Raw genomic sequence first — 22,336 nt, forward strand, 5'->3', positions numbered from 1 at the left:
TGTAAACACGCAACCTTGGTCAAACCGGTGACGGTGGTTTGTATAGCGCATAGGCGACGTCACGAAACGCTGCCAAAAAATTATAACTTATGATACCCTCCCAGCCCGTTTCGAGCCAGTTTTACAGGGTAAAAAATAGATGATAAACCAACAAAAAACCTGCATTCAATTAGACATTTCGCTCAACTGCATAGAGCTTTTCACCTATTTTGCTCATTTACCCTACGCAATACTATTAGATTCGGCCAATAGCCATCATGTGAACAGTCGCTATGATATTATAGCTATCGTACCAAAAATACGCTTAGAGGTTAAAAATAACCTCACTTATATTGATGGCCAAGTAACGTCTCAAGACAGCTTTGCTATTATGCAGCAAGAGCTTAATAAATTAGATAGCAGCAAAATTCAACCCGCCTTACCTTTTAGCGGTGGTTGGCTTGGCTATTTTGGTTATGACTTTGGCCGAGTTATTGAACAAGTTCCTGAGCAAGCCATTAACGATATTCATATGCCACAGCTTAGCCTTGGACTCTACCCAGATGCGCTTATTTACGACAAACAACGCAACAGCTGGTTTTATGTCGCCCAGCCTGATACCGACAGGCTTGCTCTGTATTTAACGCCTTTAAATGATGTACCAACACAACAGCAAGCATTTAAAATAACCCGTGACTGGTTATCTAATATGAGCCGAGATCAATACGGCGCTAAATTTTCAAAAATTCAAGCTTATTTAAAAAGTGGCGATTGCTATCAAATAAATCTTGCTCAACGTTTCGAAGCGCAATACCAAGGATCACCATGGGAAGCTTACTGCCTATTAAGAGAAGCCAATAAAGCGCCGTTTTCAAGTTTTATCAATCACCCTGATGGCGCTATTTTATCTATTTCCCCAGAACGTTTTATTGCCATCACTGACGGGCACATAGAAACCAAACCAATCAAGGGCACGCTACCACGCTGCCTTGATGAAGTAACAGATGTTCAACAAGCAACGCGCTTACAAAAATCATCCAAAGACCGCGCTGAAAATGTCATGATAGTTGACTTGCTGCGCAACGATTTAGGCAAAGTTGCAAAGCCTGGCACAGTGCAGGTCCCCTCTCTATTTGCTATTGAAAGTTTCCCCGCAGTGCATCACTTAGTCAGTACAGTCACTGCGCAATTAGCTGATGATAAAACAGCCGTTGATCAACTTCATGCGGCATTTCCCGGAGGTTCAATCACTGGGGCTCCCAAAATTCGAGCGATGGAAATTATTGAAGAACTAGAACCACATCGTCGCAGTATTTACTGTGGTTCAATTGGTTATTTAAGCGCCTGTGGCAATATGGATACCAGTATCACTATTCGTACTTTAGTATGTCATAAACAACATATTTATTGTTGGGCTGGCGGCGGAATTGTCGCTGATTCTCACGTTGATTTGGAATACCAAGAAACTTACGATAAAGTAAATAAAATTCTACCTTTATTGAAGTAACCTGTGTGAATAGTCAACAGCTTATGGCGCGTTTTCAGCTAAGCGCGCCTATTAATGAGCATGCGCAGCAAATTCAGATTATACGCTCTAAACGTCCACAACGGGCCAGTGCAGTCATGTTGCCATTAATTGATATAGACAACAGCGCACATATATTATTATGCAAGCGCCCTACTTTTTTAAATCATCACCCGGGTGAAATTTGCTTACCTGGCGGTAAACATGAATTAACCGATACAAACTTACGCCATACCGCACTGCGGGAGCTAAATGAAGAGCTTAATATTGCCCCATCGAATGTGACTATCGTTGGTCAATTAGCAGATTACTCCACCCTCACAGGTTTCACGATTACGCCCTATGTAGGCCTGTTAGCACCCAATACATTTTGGCAAGCTGATAAAAATGAAGTCGCTGCAAGTTTTTTGCTGCAAGTTAGTGCACTCGCTAATGTAAATAATTGGCATCCTATAAATTTTGAGCGTTTTGGTAAGATAATCACTTTACAAGGATTTTCAACCCCTTATGGATTACTATGGGGCGCAACTGCAAGCATTATAAAAAACTTTACAAAACAGCTCGCCATACCAGTTTAAAACTCTGTTGCAAATGGTTACAAGGGTATAATTACGCGTTATTATGTGCGACCGTTCAAAGGCAGCAATCGTGCTGAGTAAAAAGTAGAGTAAAGTAATTATGATCAGTGCATTTGATATGTTTAGTATTGGCATCGGCCCGTCATCATCTCACACCGTCGGCCCAATGCGCGCATCGCGTTTATTTGTTAACGAACTACAAGAACAAAACTTATTAACCGATGTCACCAGCGTTAAAGTCGAGCTGTATGGCTCATTAGGACAAACAGGTATTGGTCATGGTTCAGGTAAAGCCGTTATTCTAGGTCTTGCGGGTTATGACCCAGAAACGATCGATGCCGATTTAGTCGATGATATTCTCACTAAAATCGAAAATGAACAAGTCATCCACTTAAATCAAGTACATCAAGCCAAATTCCCGAAACAAGGTGCAATCGTATTTCATCGTCGTAAAACCTTACCAAAGCATTCAAATGCAATGGAAATTATTGCATTTAAAGGAAGCGATAAACTCCACAGTAAAGTTTATTATTCAATCGGCGGTGGCTTTATTGTCACCGATGAAGAGTTTGATAACGAAAAACAAGCTGCACTTGATATTCGCGAAGAAAATCCTGCACCTTTTCCATTTGGCAGCGCTAAAGAATTACTCGAAATGTGTAAAGACTCCGGGTATAGCGTATCAAGCTTAATGATGAAAAATGAAAAAACACTTCGCACTGAAGATGCCATAAAAGATGAATTATTCAATATTTGGCAAGTAATGAAAGCGTGTATTGAACGCGGCATGCGTACTGAAGGTATATTACCGGGTGGTTTAAAAGTAAAGCGCCGCGCACCTAGTCTGTATTTAAAACTCAATATTGAAGTCAGTAATGATCCACTTCGCGCGATGGATTGGGTTGATTTATTTGCCTTAGCCGTCAATGAAGAAAACGCCGCAGGTGGTCGTGTAGTAACCGCTCCTACTAACGGGGCAGCGGGTATATTACCTGCGGTATTAATGTACTACCATACATTTATTAAAGAGGTGGATCGCGATATCGCGACTCGCTACTTGTTGACTGCTGCTGCTATTGGCATACTTTATAAAAAGAATGCATCAATTTCAGGTGCTGAAGTTGGCTGTCAGGGCGAAGTAGGCGTTGCCTGTTCAATGGCCGCAGGTGCACTTACTGAAATTGTTGGTGGTAATGTATTACAAGTTGAAAATGCGGCTGAAATTGGCATGGAACATAACTTAGGTTTAACCTGCGATCCTGTAGGTGGGCTTGTTCAAGTGCCATGTATTGAACGTAATGCAATGGGCGCAATTAAAGCGATTAATGCCTCCCGTTTAGCAATCCGCGGCAGTGGCGAACAAAAAGTATCATTGGATAAGGTTATTAAAACGATGCTTGATACTGGTAACGACATGAAAACAAAATACAAAGAAACTGCACGTGGTGGCTTAGCTGTCAATATTATCGAGTGTTAAGTTTTACGTATTAAAAAAGCCGCTTTTGCGGCTTTTTTAATACTTCATCACTTAACAGGTAAATCTATACCTTCAAACAATTTGTCTACATCATCTTGATTTCGTAATAAGCTCGCCCGTTCAACACGCTCTTTTGTTAAGTGAGGTGCAAAGCGCTCTATAAAATCATACATATAACTGCGTAAAAAACTGCCTTTTCTGAAGCCTATTTTAGTCGTACTGGCTTCAAATAAATGACTCGCATCAATACACACCAAATCAGTATCTGAGACTTGATCTATTGCCATTGATGCAACTACACCGACCCCTAGCCCAAGGCGCACATAAGTTTTAATCACATCGGCATCCGTTGCTGTAAAAACAATATGAGGGTCAAGCCCTTGCGCATTAAATGCTTTATCAAGCTCTGAACGCCCAGTAAAACCAAATACATACGTAATTAATGGGTACTTTGCAATATCAGCTACGGTAAGTGAATCTGCTTTTTTAGCTAGCGGGTGATCTTTTGCAACTACAATACTGCGATTCCAGTGGTAACACGGTAACATCACTAAATCTGAATATAAATGCAATGCTTCAGTTGCGATTGCAAAATCCGCATCCCCTCTAGCTGCAGCGTCAGAAATCTGCTGCGGCGTTCCTTGATGCATATGCAACGATACTGCAGGGTACTTCTTCATAAAGCCTTGAATAACACTAGGCAGCGCATAACGTGCTTGCGTATGCGTTGTAGCAATATTCAGCTTACCTTGATCTGGCAATGTGTGCTCATTTGCGACCGCTTTAATTCCTTCGACTTTAGAAAGAATCTCGCGTGAAATATTAATAATTTCAGTCCCAGCACTGGTCACATGAGTTAAATGTTTGCCACTTCGTCCAAAAATTTGCACGCCGAGTTCATCCTCCAACATACGAACTTGTTTAGAGATGCCTGGTTGTGAGGTAAATAAACTTTCAGCTGTTGCTGATACATTAAGCTTATGGTTTTGAACTTCGACGATGTATCTGAGTTGTTGTAATTTCATGGCTGCATTTTTAGTGTTGTTATACTGCTTATTTATAAATGTTACACCGCTTCAAGCCAAGCTTTATTTCTTCTTAAAGAAAATAAATACAGCCACAGGTACATTTATAAGACTAATGCATCAAGGCTAGCATAATCCTACGCCTTGAGGTAGCCATCATTTGACTGGTATTCAAATTGGAAAATATTATGAACGTGCAATTAATAGTAATAAATAACCACAATGCTAATTTTATTTTGTATAAGCTGCGCAAAACTACCCAGTTAGCATATATTTAATGTAAGATAAAAATTATTAGTTTGAGAAACCAGAGACCAAAACCATGATCGTTTCTATTATTATTATGTTAATTGTTGCGCTGATCGTCATTGCCCTTTGGGTTAGTGCTGTACAACAACATAAAGAGAAACAAGAGACTGAGCGTCGTAAAGACCTTACAAAACAAAAAAAGATCATCGAAGAGTCTGAAGATGTGCTTCTTAATAGCGCCAATATCCCCATGTCAGATCACATTTTATATGTTATTCAGCGTCGTATTTATGACGCGCTATCTTCAATGGTACAATTATCCCCCACTTCAAAAGAACTAAAAAACCGCCTAAAAGAATCAAAAGAACGTCTAGCAAACAAGCCTGAAGGGACAAACGGTGAGAACTTAGCGTTACCGGATAACGACAAGCAACTCATTGCATTGATCCAAGGTATAAAAAAATTAAGAGTGATACTACGTTCTGAACATGGAAAAGGGAAAGTAGATAGCCAAGTATTCGTTGCCGAAGACAAACGCCTAGAAAAACTCCAACTAAAAATAAATATAGAAAGTCAAATAAAGCGAGGTTTATCAGCACGTTCAGCTAATATGGTCGGCTCAGCTAGGCAATACTTTGAAAAAGCTTATGCGACTATTTCTGCAATTTCCTACACCGATGAGTATGTAACAACCAAACGGGCTGAGCTGGAAGGTTACCTGGAAACAATTAGTACTGAACTTAAAGCTTCAAATGCAACGGCATTAAAAAAGAAAAACGAAGAAGAACAAGACGACTTAGATATTTTATTTGCACCGAAGAAAAAGTGGTGATCACTTTTTCTTCGTTTTATCTTATTAGGACAAAAATGCAAATTTAATAACAAACATCGCTGTAAGTATCCATACACTGATACTAACTTCATCACGTTTACCACATAATACTTTAACAGCCGTATAAGAAATAAAACCAAGTGCAATCCCATGCGCGATTGAAAACGTTAAAGGTGTCATTAACAGCACTACACTGACCGGAATGGCATCTGTCATATCATCCCAATTTACAAACTTTAAATTTTGCAGCATTAAAACTGCAACATATAAAATTGCACCAGCGGTAGCATAAGCAGGGACCATTTTCGCAAGCGGTGCAAAAAACATCATCAATAAAAAACACAGCCCGACCACAACAGCGGTTAAACCAGTACGCCCTCCAACAGACACACCCGCCACCGATTCTATATATGACGTTGTCGTAGATGTGCCAAGTACTGAGCCTGCAATTGTTGCCGTACTATCAGCACTTAATGCTCGTCCTAAGCGAGGCATATTGCCTTTTTCATCGGCTAAACCTGCTTTTTGAGTTACAGCAACTAAAGTGCCTGAGGTATCAAATAAATCAACAAACAAAAAAGCAAAAATAACACTGAGCATAGAAAGCTCAAACGCAGCAGCAAAATCCAATTGCATAAATGTAGGAGCAAGTGAAGGCGGCATAGAAATTACGCCTTGGTATTGCACTAAGCCTAAACTCAGAGAAATCAATGTCACTAATAAAATACTGATCAATACACCACTTTTGAAATCACGAAATAATAACGCCGCGATGACAAAAAAGCTTAAAATTGCAAGTAATGGACCCGCAGAAGTTATATCTCCAAGCTGAACTAACGTGGCTGGACTCGCGACAATAATTCCAGCATTCTTTAACGCAATAAGCGCTAAAAAAGCACCAATGCCTGTCGCTATAGCTTGTTTAAGAACAAGCGGAATCGCGTTAATTATCCACTCCCTCACTTTAAATAAACTTAAAAGCAAAAAAATGCAGCCCGATATAAACACGGCACCTAACGCAGCCTGCCAAGTATGGCCCATACCAAGCACCACACCATACGTAAAAAACGCATTCAATCCCATACCTGGCGCTAACGCTAATGGATAATTAGCCCAAAAGCCCATAATAAAGCAACCAATTGCAGCTGCGATACAAGTAGCAACAAAAGCCGCACCTTGATCCATACCGGCCTCAGCTAACATGGCCGGATTAACAAAAACAATATAAACCATGGTGATAAAGGTCGTTAAACCAGCAATACATTCACGGCGCACAGTCGAATTGTGCGCGCTAATTTTAAATAACGCATCAAGCATAATGATAATTCATTTTCACAGGGGAATAATTTCGTAATTTTATCACAGATTAAAAGAATAATAGGACAAATCACCCGGTCTTAGACTAAACTTACGTAGTGTATAAAAAAAATAACATGCGTGGCATTATGACTGATACATCTCCAATTGGCCTTGATCTTGAACAACAACTTGAAAACGTGTTGTCATTTATAACTCAACCAACAACAGTTGAGAATAAAGACCCCACACCTGAAACATCGGACAAAACAGTAACGAAAGCACTTTACTATTTAAAAAATGAACAAGTCCCTCTGGCCGCTAAATGGATGCGCCTAGCTGCGATGGCAGGCAATCACAAGGCACAGTTTTATCTGGGCTTATTTTTTATTAAAGGCCAAGGCGTACCCAGTAGCATTTTTCATGGTGCGGTATGGTTAACTTTAGCCAGCAGCCAAGGCTATGAACCTGCAACGATCACATTAGCAGATTTACGTAAACACATAACAACACGTCGCTTTAAAGATGCACAATGTTATGCAGCATCATTGTATGAACAAATTCATCAACAACAGTTTTCTCACCTAATCCCATCACAATCCTAGCCAAAGGAATTAAACGATTTTTTAATTCACTAAAAAATAAATATTTGAAATTTAAAAGATTTAAACTTTTCACTTCCGCATTTGATCTATTAAAAAAAATTAAAGGCAGTAATCGTATAAAAAATTGGCAAAAAACGCTTGCACACAAACACTGTATAAACTACTGTATACAAATACTGTATAAACAACCAGTGAGTAGAACCTATGTTACAGCCAATTACTGTTAGAACCGTTAAAAGCTATCAACAAGATAACCTAAGCTCGTCAGTAAATTTAATTCAAATTGAGGATGAGATATCAGCTACTTTTGAACTACTAAAGGTTCTACATCATTATAATAATAAAAATGCATGGACATTATTAATAGCACCAGATCATGTACCAAGTAAAGCCCTGCTGGATTCATGCTCAATTGATACAAGTAAGCTCTTAGTAATAAGACAAAAGCATCTTGTGAATTTAGAATATGTTTTAAATTCTGCATTACATAATGGTAATTTTGCAGCGGTGATAACATGGACTGATATCGTAAAAGATAATCAAATTAGTAATCTCTCACTAAAATTAGACCAAGCTAGCGCAAAGCTATATTGCTTTACTAAGACACAAAACATCACAGAGATAGCATTAGCTCAATAAACTGCTAAAATGCCGTTTTTGAATAAACATATTTGAACTATGACTACACATACTGACAAAACTTGCTTGTGTGGGAGCCTTCAAAGCTACCAAGACTGCTGTGAAAAATTACACTTAGGAACAATACAAGCAACTAGCCCAGAACAGCTAATGCGCTCTCGCTTTGTTGCATATGCCCTAAAAAACGCAAAATATGTTTACCAAACTTATGCACAAGAAAAACAAGCCGAAAACCCTGTTATAGAAATTGCTGACTTTGCTAATAGTTGTCGCTTTATATCATTAAGCGTCATTAGTACTGACCACAACGAAGAAACAGGCTATGTTGAATTTTGCGCTAGTTATTTTTATCAAAATTTGTATTGTCAGTTACATGAAAAATCACAATTTATCAAAGAAAATAAGCTGTGGCGCTATTTAGATGGCGAAATTTTCCCTGTTACTGATATAAAAGTAAATCGTAATGATGAGTGTCCATGTGGTAGCAATAAAAAATATAAAAAGTGCCATAGCGTGTGATCTGACTCTATAAACTTAGCGCTAAATAACTAAATTGCATATAAATAAATCAACACTTAAATACAGAATGCATTCTAAACGAGGGCGTTCAAAAATCAGCTCAAGCACTGCTTGTATGTTAGCTTACCTTATTTTCATTTTAAGGAATGGGGTAACCATAAAAGCAGTTTTTCGAGTAAGTTATCTTGCATAATGGGTTTGGGCACATAATCATCCATCCCAGCTTCAATGCACTTTCTTTTATCACCTGCCATGGCATTTGCTGTCATCGCGATTATTGGAACTTTTGCGTATATTTCTCCACACTTTAGTTCTCTAATTTGCCGCGTAGCCTCGTAACCATCCATTACTGGCATCTGACAATCCATAATCACTGCGGTATATTGTTCAAATTGCGGGGCGTTTTTTAGATAACTAATCACTTCTTCGCCATTTGCTGCTACATCTATTTGATGTAATCCTAGTTTGTTCAACATACTTATTGCAACAATCTGATTAACTTGATTATCTTCAGCAAGTAAAATTCGAATTGAAGGTTCCCATATTATATTTTCCACAGCGCCATTGCTGCGCAGTGTTTTTGTGAATTGTTGTGACAACTGGCTCGCTCTATCAGAGTAAGCTCCGCTGCCTACCGTGCTCACAAATACCGCAAATAAATCAGATGTTATTGCTGGCTTTTTAAAGCTACCTGAAAAACCCATTTTTTCAAAGTATGCATCATCGCCCTTATCATTTATTGTCGTCATAACAATCAATTGAATACTTTTGTGACTCTCATTAGCAAGCAACCCTTTTGCTAATTCAATACCATTCATACCCGGCATATCCATATCTAGAAAACCAATATCAAAAGTACGCTTATTTTTTTCATAGAAGGTATTTGCGACCGTGAATGCATCAGCTGAAGACATCGCCACCTTAACATTCGCCCCCCAATGTTTAAGCTGTGAGCTTAATACATTAAGGTGCGTGCAATTATCATCAACTACCAGTATATTTAATTTGCTGATATCCACATTAGGTATTATGGGCTGTGCCTTATCAGATTTTGAAAGTTGTACATAAAAACTAAAACAACTACCTTTTCCATCATCGCTTTCAACACTCACATCCCCATTCATAAGCACACATAATTTTTTAACGATCGCTAAGCCGAGCCCTGTACCACCAAATTTTCGCGTCGTTGATGCATCAACCTGTGAAAATGATTTGAATAACTTACTTTGCTGATCCTGCGTTATGCCTATGCCAGTATCTTTAATATTGCATCTGAGTTGCCAGTTTTCTATATCCACTTCACTTAGTATGACCTCAACTAATACCTCCCCTGAAGCAGTAAATTTAACTGCATTACTGACTAAGTTAGTTAATATTTGTCGTAACCGCCCTGGATCACCTTGAACACACGAAACATTTACCTGAGTCATATCTAAAATAAATTCAAGACCTTTATCATGTGCGGGCACCGCCGCAGACTGAGCAAACTCACCTAACATATCTCGAATATCAAACTCTAATATCTCTAGTTCAAGTTTTCCTGCATCAACCTTAGAAAAGTCTAAAATATCATTTATCAAAGTCAGTAAAGAATTCGCGCTACTGGAAGCAACCTTTACTTTATAATATTGATCTTCATTCAGCTTTGAGTGTTTCAATAAGTTTAACATGCCGAGTACACCATTCATCGGTGTTCGTATTTCATGACTCATTGCTGCTAAAAACTCACTCTTTGTCACATTAGCCAACTCAGCCTGCCCTTTAGCTTCAACAAGTTCTTTTTCAGCTTCTACTTTTTCAGTAATGTCTTGCTGTATTCCAACAAATGCACTAAGTACACCTTCATTGCTAAATACGGGAGATATTTGTAAGTCATTCCAAAATGGTTTATTTTCTTTTGTATAATTTAAAATCTCTACACGATGAATTTTTTTAGCTTGCAGCGCCTCTTTGATTTCTTTAATCGTTTCAGCACAAGTGTCGACTCCTTGGAGAAATCGACAACTTTGTCCTAAAATTTCATCACCATAGCCCGTGATCCGAGAAAACGCACTGTTAATGAATACAAGCGGTGAGCCCTCTAAAGTTGCATCGGCTATGCAAATTCCCACATTGCATGATTCGATCGCATTCGCTAATAAATCATTTTGCTCTTTTGCAGCCTTTAATGCCTCTTGCCCAGTCTTTTGTTCTGTTATGTCAGTAAGTGAACCCGCCATACGAATAGCGTTGTTTTTATCGTTCTTTAACGCAATGCCTTTAAGCCTAAAGTGTCTTATTTCACGTGTTTTTGTGTACAATTTCAACTCAATGTCACATGGTTGATTATTCTCTAAATGCAAAGTAAAAACATCTAACACCCTGCTCTTATCTAATTCATGTATTTTTTGTTTAAAACTTTTTAGTTTATTTGGAAACCCTTCGATATCATGATGTTGATAGCCTAATAGTTCTCGAAAGCGGGGGGAGTAATAAACCGTTTTATTGGCTATATCCCAATCCCAAATTCCGTCTGTAGTGCCACTGATTGATAGCTTATACCGCTCTTCACTTTCGGCTAAGACTTGCTGCGATCGCTCCAAGCGTTTAAATGGATTAAGTAAAAGTTGCTTACCAAATATCAATAAAATTGCAAAGGATAATATGAGGCTAACAATCACAGCTAAAAAAATATCTCGCGTAAAGCCTGATACTTTTTCTTCTAAAACGCTTGTGCTGATTAAATATTCTAATTGAATCCCGGTGTCACCTATGTATTGCTTATTAATGCTCAAATATTCTTTATTAGCATCTAAGTTCGAGTATAAAACCAATGGTCCCTGCAAGGTTAAACCATAAGCATTACTCTCAATTGCTGAAGATAAAAGCTCCTCTAAGCTTGTGCTAAACTCGACCAATAAGACCCCTTCAGTAAAGTCACTGTATTTAACTGACACTGCAATTTTAAAGAAATTTTCGTTGTTGCGCGTTGACAATATAATCGCTTGATCTGCTTTTTCATCGAGTATTTTTTGAACCCAGCTATTTTCGTCCTCAGTTTCCGTTATATCTATCGCGGGAAAGTTTTCATAAATAGGCACTCTTAATATATTAATAAGCTTTATTGATTCTGTATTGCCCAATATTTTGTAGTCATTCAAAAAATCAGCCACGGATGCTTGAGATAGATCTGTCCCCATTACACTGTTTGATAAAATCGGATGGCGAGATAAATCCTGTAGTATTTGCTGGCGGGTATCTAAAAACTGCCGTAGATAACTAACTGCTAACTCTGACTCAACTTGATTGGCTTTGCTATACAGCTTATTGACTGAATCTTCAGCTCTGCTTCCAACTAAGTAAGTACTAACTAAAATAGACAGTAATAAACTAGTAATTAAAAAAGCATAAAATGATTTATTTGATGACATAGTCATTATTTTTTTTATAGCCACCAGCATACTTTATAGTTCACGCTGTGGGGTAATGATGTGTATTTGTCCGGTGTTATTAAATTGCGCCATACAGATATCTTCTGCACCGAGTGCTTCGTGCGCATCAGGATTGTCCTCGCTCCATATTGAATAAGGCCTCTGATAAACTTTCATTAATCCTGTAATGGGTTTATCTAACTCTTCCAGCTTCTTTCTAACTCTATCTCTTACGGTATTTACCTGTGCAACCAAATCAATATCATTCATCGCTGCTATCAATATTTTGCCTATATCGTAGCCATGTACAAAGCCTGCGGGCGCTAATAAATGCTTTTTTTGTTTAAATTCATCAGGGAATAACTTTGCAGCTATGTCTAACACCTGCTGTGTATGTAGGTCCAAATCGGGTCGATTTAAATCAAAGCAACTTTGTAAAAAATATAACGGTAACCCATTATTTAATTCACCACTGACTGAGTTAAAAAAATCACCGCCTGTGATACCCCAGTGGCTTACTATCGGCTTTTGTTTTTCTTTTGGTAGATTTGCCATTGCCTTAACGAAATACTTTCCTTCAACAGCATTGCCAACGAACAGCACACAGTCGCTTTTTGATTGCTCAATTTCTTTTAGTAAAATGCTGGCCTGAGATAATTTTACATTCCAATTAAACCAATAAACGTTATTAGGTATCGCACTGCCCAAGGCATTCGTCATGGTTTTATGATTAGATATCCCCCATGGTGTATTTTCTAAAAGTAAATCAACTGAGTTACACTTTAATATTTGCGTTGCGTACTCTACCATTTTCATGCCAGCTTTAGTGTCATCTAGTGATAATCTAAATACCCAATTTTTAACGTCTGGATAGCGAGTAATTGGCCCTCCCGCAGCCCACGGTACAAGTAGCAACAACCCATTTTCATTAATAAAATCTCTATATTTTATATATGGTGGGGAATGTAAGCCTCCAAGAATAGCAAGACCTTTGGGGTCGTTTAAAAAACGTTTCATCGTCAAAAAGCTACGGTTACTATTCCCACGATTATCTTTTTCTAAAAAATTAATTTGATAGCCGTTAACTGTATTGCCAACTTCATTAAGTGCTGTCATAAAACCCATCTGCATAGCAACTGCGGATGGGTTGTGGGTGGAATAGTCTGAATCATGATAGATATTAAACACGCCAAGTTTTTCAATATGATCTTGCGCAAAAGCACTACAATTAAAAACAAAAAACAACCAAAAAACAAGCCTCATAAGTGACCTTTAATTTCCATTTATCGAGAATGAAATTGATACTTTAGGTTAATATAACCAAACCCTGCATTAACAATATACCAAAGTATCAAAATCGCCAGTCTTTGCTACAACCTAAGCTGGAGCTAGTCAAGTGATTCAGTAATGCTAAATAAAGACTATCAATGCTAATATGTGTATTTGTATAGCCTGATAATCAGTGAACTATGAAAGACTGTAACCAATGCGGTAAATGTTGTATAAAATACGGCGGTGGGGATTTGTGTGCGACAAAAGAAGAAATCGATCTTTGGGAAATATTTAATCCTGATATTTTTGAGTTCGTCAAAGGTGACGAAATATGGTTTGATCCTAAATCAGGCGAAAAATTATCAAAATGCCCTTTCCTTGAGGTTGAACCAAAAAAAAATGCAACTGCACCTAACAAGTACACCTGCAGCATTTATTTAGATAGGCCTGAAGATTGCCGCCATTACCCTAGCCTCATTGCTGAAATGGTAAGAGATGAATGTGAAATGATTGAAATTGTCGATTTAGAAAACTATAAAAAAGCGCAAAGAAAACTAGACCTATTAATGCAAGATAGCCGCCCTGCTGGCTACTCGTAAGTGAATGATGTTAATTCATTGTACCAATAATGGCATGCCCTTGTAATAAACTATAACATCAGGAGCTGCCTGCACAGTCATTAAACCTTGGTATAAAAAAATTGATTCGATCTAAAACTTAACTAAAACTCACTGAAGGTAAACTTTCAAAGCCGGGTTTTGCAAAGAAATACCCTTGCATTAATTCCACCCCAGCATTACTTAGCCATTGATACTCCTCAATCGTTTCGATCCCCTCCGCCAAAACTAAAATATTCAATTCAGTTAACATATTTAAGCAATGCCTAACAACAATTTGCCGCTTGTGGTCTTTATCTATACCCCTGATCAACCCCATGTCTAACTTAACAATATCAGTTTGAAAATCTGCTAATAAATTAATACCCGAATACCCAGCACCAAAATCATCGGTTGCTGTTTTAAACCCAAGTGATTGATAGTATTCAACCACACGTTTTACATGATTAGTATCTTCAATTTTTTCAACTTCCGTAAATTCGAACATGATGTTCTGAGTAGGGAAATTATGTTTTTTAGCGGCTTCAAGGGTCGTTCTTATACAACGCTCAGGTTTGTAAATTGCATTTGGTAAAAAATTGATGCTCAACATGCCATCAAGTTTAAGTTTAGCGGCAAGTGCGATTGCTTTCACTCTACAAAGCTGATCAAATAAATAACGGTTATCGTCATTAACTTTAGAAATAATAGAATAAGCTGACTCATTATTTAAACCACGAGCAAGCGCTTCATAACCAAAAATTCGCTTAGTTTTACAGTTAACAATAGGCTGAAAAGCCATTGTAAAATCAAAGTCTAAATCGTTAATATCACTACAATTATTGCAACATTCCCTATTGCAATCTATTGATTCACTCATCTATAAGCCCTATTATATCTGTCTTGCTTGGATACCTAGAAGATTAGCTGTCATAATGAGTCTATGCAATGAATTGTATATAAATTAACTAAATATACCCAAGTCACCTCAAGATGTGAGCTTCAGTTGGAATTAAAAGGGATCGCCATTATTGCGAAGTAACGCCTTGATATTAAGCCCCTGTAAAACGCTGAATCCTGCATCTTGAGGTCACTTGGGTATATACGTAAACGTCATGCAATTAAAGTCCACTGCATTGTTTGTTTAGTCAATAACTCTCAAAGTCCATATAAAACAACCTCATTTCATATGGTTATTACTATTAAATTATCTCATTAATATCTAATGTTAACTATACTTAAAAAAAACATAACTACTGAGCGAAAACATGACTAAACAAAAAATTACTCGCCGGCACTTTCTTAACACGCTGACCGTTGGTGCAGCAACAACCGCACTTGCTTTTAAAGCCCCTTATGTTTTTGCTAAAAAGCCTATAACTCTGCGCGTAATGGGCACACATGTCACCTTGCAAGAGGAGTTACGCCTAAAAGCCATGCAGGAACTGGGGATAAATCTTGAATTTACACCAAAAGGCAGTGCTGCGGTTTTACAAAAAGCTGCCGCGGATCCATCTTCTTTCGATTTATATGAGCAGTGGTCAGACTCTATCAATATTTTATGGCAAGCTGGGGCAATACAGCCTTTAGAGATTGATAGATTAAAGTACTGGAATGAAATTAATTCTTTGACTAAAACAGGGAAATTAACCCCTGACGCAAACATAGGCGCAGGTGATGCACCTAATAAAATTCTCTTTGTCCAAAGTGATGGCAGCCTAGGCACAACGCCCACATCACAAATCAGTTTTATGCCTTATGTGCATAATGTAGATTCTTTTGGTTATAACACTAACTTTATAGCCCAAGGAGTCCCCTATCAAACTGAATCATGGGGGTGGTTATTAGATGATAAAAATAAAGGGCGTGTTGCACTTGTTAATGCACCAACTATAGGTCTTTTTGATGCCGCGCTAGCCGCACAAGCACAAGGCTTAATGACCTTCAAAAATATAGGCAATATGACAATAGCCGAAATAGATACCCTGTTTAAAATACTTATCAGCAAAAAACAGTCCGGACATTTCGCAGGGTTTTGGACCTCAGTACCACAATCTGTTGATTATATGGTAGATAAACGAGTGCACCTTCAAAGCATGTTTTCGCCCGGTGTAAGTGCTTGTAGAAGCAAAGGGCTACCAATTGTGTATGCATCTCCTAAAGAGGGGTATAGGGCATGGCACGGCGTTATGTGCCTATCAGCAAATACAACAGGGCACGTTAAAGATGCCGCTTACGATTATATGAATTGGTGGCTTTCAGGCTGGCCTGGTGCGTTTATAGCTAGGCAAGGTTATTACATCTCTAACCCTGAACGAAGTAAAGAGTTAATGAGTAAGCCTGAATGGGATTACTGGTACCAAGGAAAAGAAGCTACATCAGACTTATTAGGCACTGATGGTAAAGTCTCAGTTAAACAAGGTCAATTGCGTGATGGCGGCAGTTACGAAAAACGTTTCTCGAATATTGCAGTATGGAATACCGTTATGGATAACTATGACTATAGCCTTGATAAATGGTATGAACTACTTAATGCATAAGGGATATTCATGCTATCAAAATTGACTAACTCTATCGCGGCTAAAGTACTTTCAGTTTTAGCTTTATTTATTATAATTCAGTTAGTTGTATATATTGTTATCACAAAACGTATCGCAATTGTCGATAAGTCTGTTGACGAAATATTTAATCTTACCAACCTTTCAATCAACGTTTTTGAGATCAACAAAGACATTTTAGAAATACAACGCGATACATCCGTTTTTGGTAGTTCTGGTAACCAAGTTATCTTCGATAAAATCGAAAAAAATTACGCCATCATTAAACAACGACTTGCAAGTACACAGCTACAAGTCGAAAATGAAAAAATCACCTCTTTGCTATCATCAATGCAGGCATTAGTCGTACACTTTGGAAAAAGTTTAGATGTTGTTAATCTGCGCTACAATGAAAAAGCAACGTTGATCGATCAAGACCTACCAGCGATTTATGAATTAGCAATCAATACACTAACTCAAGTTATGGCTGAGAGTACAACAACACAAAGCAAATTACTCGTCGCTAATTTAACCAACGTCTGGCATACACTTAATAGAAACGCATTTCTTTTTTTGAATAATAGGGAATATCAGAAACGCCAAGAAGTTGTAAAAAACCTCAAAAATATTGATCTCTTATTAGTGCAATTAAAGACAACCACATTGCAAAACCAGCCAGCATTAACGCAGATCAGCGAACTTAAAGTACAATTTAGTAAAACTTTTACTAAAAGTATTCAAGCAAACCGTAACTATCTCACATTAGTAAATGTTGTAATTGCTGGAGACACCATGGAGTTTAGCGCTTTAGCTGCGCAATTAAGGAAAGAGTCAATAAATCTATTAAGGGAGATTAAAAATACCAGCGAATCAAGTATCACTCAAGCTGAGAGTATAATTAAAGGATCATTGTTTTTGTCTATTGTACTGTTTCTTATTTTTGCTCTATTTTTTCACTTACACATCATAAGAGCAATAAAAGGACTAACAAACGATTTTAAAAGCTTACTTCAGGGCGACTTATCGATCAATATATCAGAAACACACCGTAATGATGAAATTGGCGTATTAGCTGAAGCGGCCAACCAATTTAGGGTATTAAACGAAAACTTGCTGTTAGCAAAAAAAGAAGCCGAAGAAACATCACGCATAAAGTCTGAGTTTTTAGCAAACATGAGTCATGAAATACGCACCCCAATGAATGGCATATTGGGCATGGTACGGTTACTTGAAAACACAGAATTAATGCCTGAACAACAAAAAATGCTTAATTTAGTCAACTCCTCCAGTAAAAGTTTACTCGTTATTTTAAATGACATACTTGATCTGAGTAAAATTGATTCTGGTAATATCAAGCTAGAAAAAAGCACTTTTCAATTAAGTTCAATATTAAATGAACTAGAGCAAATGTTTAATCCGCTTGTACATTCAAAGCAAATTAAGCTGCTTATACCAAAATCTATTGATAACTCCTTCGACTTTCTTAATGGCGATGAAACGCGCTTAAAACAAGTTTTAATCAATTTACTTAGTAATGCCGTTAAATTTACTGAATCTGGATATGTTAGCTTAGCAATTGAACTAAAAAGCAAAAGCACATCAAGTGTTAACCTCATTTTTAGCATTTCTGATACCGGTATAGGTATTGCGCCTGACAATATCAGTTCATTATTTGATGCTTTTTCACAAGCTGACTCTTCCATAACCCGTCGCTTTGGTGGAACCGGGCTTGGCCTGACAATCTCAAACAAGCTTCTGAGCTTGATGGGCAGCACTTTAGAGGTCAATAGTGAAATCAATAAAGGGTCTACTTTTTATTTTAATATTACGTGTGACCTCGCATCAAAAGTAGAGCCTTTTAAGAAAAGTGACACTAATATTAAGCTAAATTTTGATCCAGATAATATTACGATTCTGATTGTTGAAGATAGTCCTATAAATCAAATTGTACTAAAGGGCTTGCTGGCTGAGTTAAACATTAAAAATATAGAAACCGCTGAGAATGGTGAAATAGCACTCAACAACTGTAAAACTAACCACTACGATATAGTCTTGATGGATATGCAAATGCCCGTAATGGATGGCATCACAGCTACACATCTTATTCGCTTACTTGCTGCATACACACACACCCCTATAATAGCTATCACAGCCAATGTTATGGAAGAAGATCGTCAACGTTGCTTTGATGCAGGCATGAACGACTTCTTAAGTAAGCCTATTATATTCAAAAATTTAGTGAGTATATTAAACAAGTATCACAGGGCGTGTTGACCTTTGTGGATTGAAACTTATTCAATCTAGGGGCGGTTTAATCGCGGCACGAGGTTTGTAACCGAGTGGGCTCGATAACTAGTCCTGCGTTATTCTACTGGCTCACATCCATGTGAGAATAAGTAAAAACGAGGCAAAGCTTGTGTGTCCTGATCACGCCCCTTGCCTACATTCATGTAGGTATCCTCGAGGCAGAACTAAAAGGGCAGCCCATGTTTGGCATTTATACTGCGTTATCGCCTATTTATGGGGAACAACCACACACCATAGGCGCTGCCTTGCTTAAATACCAAATAGACTGCTGTAAAATCAATCACAAAAGGTCAACACGCCCTAATAATGAATTAAAAGGTGAATTTAATATCCTTTATTTCTCTTACTTGATAGGCGCTAATAAAACTTGAGTCTGCAAGTTCTTTTGATATTGTGCCTTCTCTGTATCTATTTACGACAACATCTACCTCACAGTTTTTGTAACTGTTTTGCGCATTCGCATCTAAAATGTCTTTTTCACTTAAATTAAAGTCAAAGCTGGCAACATTTGCAATTGTGGTACTTGCAGATCCTGTAAACGTGCCGCCATTTGAATCATCACACCCGTAGTTTAAAACAAGCTCTGTTTTACTGGCCGGATCTAAGCCATCTAATTGAACAGTTACACGTTGATTGTACTTAATTGATATACCATTACTCGGTGCTAGGATGATAAAATTAAGTGGTAACTCAACCTCAGACTCCGCATTTTTCTCATCTTTTCTAACCAAATCGATACTAAATTTTGTATTCCCTTGCGTTATATCAAACTTCCCTTCGTAATCAATATCTAATAAGTCGGTGTCTTCTGTAAGCGTAATGCGTTTACCTGCGGCTTCAGCATATAACTTATCACCATTTGACAAGCGGATATTAGACCCAAATGAGTTACCTGTATTTAGCTCCGCGTTTATTTTAGTGCGCTCACCATCAGAGCTAATTCGATACTCAGCCTGAATTGCCTTTGTTTTTAAAAGATCAGATTCAGTTTCGCTTGTACAACCACTTACTAACAACCCTAAAAAAATTAAACTTACATTAAATTTCATCATTATAAATATACCAACAGTTAACATTTTTGCAGAGTTTACATTTAAACTTACCTTTAACAAGAACAAAAAAGTAAAAAAGTGTAACAATTATGTTTAAGATCAATTTTCATAATTAAACCAATAAAAAAGGATTAAAAAAACCCGTGAGCTTTATCGTTTTTATTAATTTTATGAACAAAAATCACCACTTATTTAAGCGGTGACTTGCCATTTTAAATTATTAAGAATATTAAAAGTCAAACCTATAACCTATTAAAATTTTATCTTCAGCTTCATAGACCTTTTCAGCTTCATCTCCCCATATACTATATTCAATATAAAAACTCCCCGCTTTATGATTATATATCACATCAAAGATGGCTTGATTTGTATCGACTGTTAAACCACTAACAGAGTCCATTGCTACATCGGCATACGTTGCTTGAAGCTGAAAATCCCCTAATTTATAACCCGAATATACTTCTATCACTTTTTCGTTAACAATTTCACCCGTTGCTTTTAAACCAGCGTAAAAACGAACATCACTGGAGTCCTGATAGCGGGCAGCTAGGCTCAACGACCCACGGTTGTAAGCAACTTGAACTGCATCTACTTTATTATCTCCTACCATACCTGTTAGGTCATAACGCGATGCTGAAACAGTGAAATCGCCTATAATATATTTAGCTGCTAAATTGTAACCAACGATACTTTCATCTTTATCACCTGCAAGGTTTGCCTTTACGTCACCATTATTAGTAACCACCATGAGTGCTGCTTGAAAGCCATTCATATCAGGTGTCATGTACGTAACAGCACGATCAGGGCGCAAATATTCGATATAATGCCCATTTCCAGCGGCATCTACGGCCCACAAACCATAGCGATGAGTATGACAAATAACGCCTGTTGATTCGTTTGTGCATCCTGCTGATTCGTCAATATCTGCAAAAACATCAATGGCATTATCTGTAAAATTCCAATGCGGTGAATATTGCTTACCTATTAAAATAGAACCAAACTTACCTTCTAAACCCACGTTAGCAAGACGAGCCCGTGTATCATTTCCAGCAAATGAACCATCATCTGTAAACAGCCTAAATTCAAAGTTGTACGTAGCCTTTATACCATCCATAATTTCAGCGCTACCAAACGCACCTAAACGAGAATAATTGTCTTTATATTCTACATTGCCTTTATTAGTGTCTTGTATTTGTACACGAATACTACCGTACCAATTAAATAGGTCACTATTTGCCTTTGCTACTGCGGGTGTTACAAGTGTTGCTACTAATAGAAGTTGTGTTACTAATTTCATAATATTTCCCCAGTGTTAGAATTATTTTCCAAACAAGACTTAGTCAAGCTGGTTTCAACCATTCATTTTTATTATTAATTACATTGATTATAATAAGAACAACAAGACAAATAGTGAAATCAATAAGTTTAATAAATTAATAAGTAATTCTTATTAATAACACCATAAATATAATATATTAGATTTAATTAAATAATTTATATTTAAATAAGAATCATTATTTTTATTTTATTTTTCCTCTACATAGTTAATCAGAAGATCAAAGTCAAAAATGGTTTAAATAGCAGCACATGTTTGGAATTTATACTGCGTTATCGCCTATTTATGGGGAGCAACCGCACACCATAGGCGCTGCCTTGGGTAAATACTGCAAATAAGAATACTCACAGCCCCTAATGCAACACATCCGGCAAACATACGAATGTGTCCCACACGGCGAATTAAATTAGTGCTGTAAATAGCGACCACTAACAACCCAACAAAATAAAGCGACAGCACCATACCAATTGTGTCTAAATCAACACCATCAAGCCCCATTCGAACAGGCAATAGCACATTGATCAAACCATTCCCTAATAACAAGATAAAGCAGCTAGTAAACAAAGCGAGAAAGATATAAACGTGGTTCGCATGCATTATCCTTTTAAAAAAGTTGCTGATTGAGCAAGTAAGACGGGGGAATACTGTACTTTGACGTTCTGTAGGTATTAGGCCTGTATGGGCAGGCCTAATTATGCGTTTTAAGGAACAGCTGCGTAGGCAACAATTTCACATAACATTTCTTCACGCGCTAAACCTGCCACAATCATTGCGGCGCGGTTTGGGTATGGCGCTTGGAAATACTCAGCGTAAACCGCATTAAACGCTGGCAGTTGTGAACGGTCAGTAACATAAATAAGTACTTGCGTTACATCATTCATCGTCAACTCTGCGGCTTCAATTGTATGCTTAAAGTTCTCCATTGTTTGGCGGGCTTGAGCTGTAATACCGCCATCGACAACGTTGCCTTGTGAATCAATCGGGATTTGCGCCGTCGATAATGTGCCATTTGCAATAATAGCCCACTCTAACGGCGCCTTTGATGCAAATAAATTAGTTTTAACAGGTGTTTTCATTTTAATTTCTGCTCTGGTTATTTAAG

The 22,336-nt window shown here is 37.6% G+C and carries 19 protein-coding genes; 10 read left to right on the plus strand and 9 right to left on the minus strand.

Annotated features, from left to right (window positions below; genetic code table 11):
* The first annotated feature begins 139 nt into the window (after positions 1-139).
* The 3 genes from pabB (at position 140) to ACJJVX_RS16495 (ending at position 3,559) form a co-directional block, all read left to right on the plus strand.
* Entirely contained in the window at positions 140-1,486 is a 1,347-nt protein-coding gene (gene pabB / locus ACJJVX_RS16485; protein WP_405632460.1) for an aminodeoxychorismate synthase component I, read from the plus strand.
* 5 nt (positions 1,487-1,491) lie between these two features.
* Entirely contained in the window at positions 1,492-2,082 is a 591-nt protein-coding gene (locus ACJJVX_RS16490) for an NUDIX hydrolase (RefSeq protein ID WP_405632461.1), read from the plus strand.
* A gap of 100 nt (positions 2,083-2,182) precedes the next feature.
* Positions 2,183-3,559: an L-serine ammonia-lyase gene (locus ACJJVX_RS16495; protein ID WP_054205498.1), complete on the plus strand. Its 1,377-nt coding sequence runs from the start codon at positions 2,183-2,185 to the stop codon at positions 3,557-3,559.
* A 47-nt stretch (positions 3,560-3,606) separates the two neighbouring features.
* Here the strand turns inward: ACJJVX_RS16495 and cysB are convergent, their stop codons facing one another.
* Complete coding sequence (gene cysB, locus ACJJVX_RS16500; RefSeq protein WP_054205499.1) at positions 3,607-4,584, minus strand: HTH-type transcriptional regulator CysB; 978 nt, start codon at positions 4,582-4,584, stop codon at positions 3,607-3,609.
* Between the two features lie 322 nt (positions 4,585-4,906).
* On the opposite strand from cysB, the gene ACJJVX_RS16505 reads away from it, so the two are divergent.
* On the plus strand, positions 4,907-5,665 hold the full coding sequence (locus ACJJVX_RS16505; protein WP_054205500.1) for a hypothetical protein: 759 nt from the start codon (positions 4,907-4,909) through the stop codon (positions 5,663-5,665).
* A gap of 24 nt (positions 5,666-5,689) precedes the next feature.
* Here ACJJVX_RS16505 and ACJJVX_RS16510 read toward each other — a convergent pair whose 3' ends face one another.
* Positions 5,690-6,982 carry an NCS2 family permease gene (locus ACJJVX_RS16510; RefSeq protein WP_054205501.1) on the minus strand — a complete coding sequence of 431 codons (1,293 nt, stop codon included), beginning with the start codon at positions 6,980-6,982 and terminating at the stop codon, positions 5,690-5,692.
* 128 nt (positions 6,983-7,110) lie between these two features.
* On the opposite strand from ACJJVX_RS16510, the gene ACJJVX_RS16515 reads away from it, so the two are divergent.
* From ACJJVX_RS16515 to ACJJVX_RS16525, 3 genes are all read left to right on the plus strand, one after another.
* Entirely contained in the window at positions 7,111-7,566 is a 456-nt protein-coding gene (locus ACJJVX_RS16515) for a tetratricopeptide repeat protein (protein WP_054205530.1), read from the plus strand.
* A gap of 204 nt (positions 7,567-7,770) precedes the next feature.
* Positions 7,771-8,205, plus strand: coding sequence for a SulA-like leucine-rich domain-containing protein (locus ACJJVX_RS16520; protein ID WP_405632466.1), 435 nt, complete (start codon positions 7,771-7,773; stop codon positions 8,203-8,205).
* Between the two features lie 39 nt (positions 8,206-8,244).
* Complete coding sequence (locus tag ACJJVX_RS16525) at positions 8,245-8,724, plus strand: YchJ family protein (RefSeq protein WP_054205503.1); 480 nt, start codon at positions 8,245-8,247, stop codon at positions 8,722-8,724.
* 134 nt (positions 8,725-8,858) lie between these two features.
* Here ACJJVX_RS16525 and ACJJVX_RS16530 read toward each other — a convergent pair whose 3' ends face one another.
* Positions 8,859-12,158, minus strand: coding sequence for a response regulator (locus ACJJVX_RS16530; protein ID WP_405632469.1), 3,300 nt, complete (start codon positions 12,156-12,158; stop codon positions 8,859-8,861).
* Between the two features lie 9 nt (positions 12,159-12,167).
* Entirely contained in the window at positions 12,168-13,397 is a 1,230-nt protein-coding gene (locus tag ACJJVX_RS16535) for an ABC transporter substrate-binding protein (RefSeq protein ID WP_405632472.1), read from the minus strand.
* A gap of 206 nt (positions 13,398-13,603) precedes the next feature.
* Between ACJJVX_RS16535 and ACJJVX_RS16540 the strand changes: the two genes are divergently transcribed.
* Complete coding sequence (locus tag ACJJVX_RS16540; RefSeq protein ID WP_170173491.1) at positions 13,604-14,005, plus strand: YkgJ family cysteine cluster protein; 402 nt, start codon at positions 13,604-13,606, stop codon at positions 14,003-14,005.
* Positions 14,006-14,123: 118 nt separating this feature from the next.
* On the opposite strand, the gene ACJJVX_RS16545 is transcribed toward ACJJVX_RS16540, so the two are convergent.
* A complete protein-coding gene (locus ACJJVX_RS16545) occupies positions 14,124-14,882 on the minus strand; it encodes an EAL domain-containing protein (RefSeq protein ID WP_064436008.1) in 759 nt (252 codons plus the stop codon).
* A 388-nt stretch (positions 14,883-15,270) separates the two neighbouring features.
* Between ACJJVX_RS16545 and ACJJVX_RS16550 the strand changes: the two genes are divergently transcribed.
* Together ACJJVX_RS16550 and ACJJVX_RS16555 are read left to right on the plus strand one after the other, a co-directional pair.
* Positions 15,271-16,542 carry a PotD/PotF family extracellular solute-binding protein gene (locus tag ACJJVX_RS16550; RefSeq protein ID WP_054454142.1) on the plus strand — a complete coding sequence of 424 codons (1,272 nt, stop codon included), beginning with the start codon at positions 15,271-15,273 and terminating at the stop codon, positions 16,540-16,542.
* A 9-nt stretch (positions 16,543-16,551) separates the two neighbouring features.
* On the plus strand, positions 16,552-18,813 hold the full coding sequence (locus tag ACJJVX_RS16555) for a response regulator (protein WP_405632475.1): 2,262 nt from the start codon (positions 16,552-16,554) through the stop codon (positions 18,811-18,813).
* A gap of 344 nt (positions 18,814-19,157) precedes the next feature.
* Here ACJJVX_RS16555 and ACJJVX_RS16560 read toward each other — a convergent pair whose 3' ends face one another.
* From ACJJVX_RS16560 to ACJJVX_RS16575, 4 genes are all read right to left on the minus strand, one after another.
* The gene (locus ACJJVX_RS16560) at positions 19,158-19,898 is read right to left on the minus strand and encodes a hypothetical protein (RefSeq protein ID WP_064436010.1); all 741 of its coding nucleotides are present in this window, start codon (positions 19,896-19,898) and stop codon (positions 19,158-19,160) included.
* A 229-nt stretch (positions 19,899-20,127) separates the two neighbouring features.
* On the minus strand, positions 20,128-21,195 hold the full coding sequence (locus tag ACJJVX_RS16565) for a porin (RefSeq protein ID WP_064436011.1): 1,068 nt from the start codon (positions 21,193-21,195) through the stop codon (positions 20,128-20,130).
* A 318-nt stretch (positions 21,196-21,513) separates the two neighbouring features.
* Positions 21,514-21,831 carry a hypothetical protein gene (locus tag ACJJVX_RS16570; RefSeq protein ID WP_405632477.1) on the minus strand — a complete coding sequence of 106 codons (318 nt, stop codon included), beginning with the start codon at positions 21,829-21,831 and terminating at the stop codon, positions 21,514-21,516.
* Between the two features lie 104 nt (positions 21,832-21,935).
* Complete coding sequence (locus tag ACJJVX_RS16575; protein WP_054205515.1) at positions 21,936-22,310, minus strand: RidA family protein; 375 nt, start codon at positions 22,308-22,310, stop codon at positions 21,936-21,938.
* Positions 22,311-22,336 lie beyond the last annotated feature (26 nt).

This window comes from Pseudoalteromonas sp. Ld20, from assembly GCF_045064175.1.
Classification (GTDB): Bacteria; Pseudomonadota; Gammaproteobacteria; order Enterobacterales; family Alteromonadaceae; genus Pseudoalteromonas; species Pseudoalteromonas neustonica.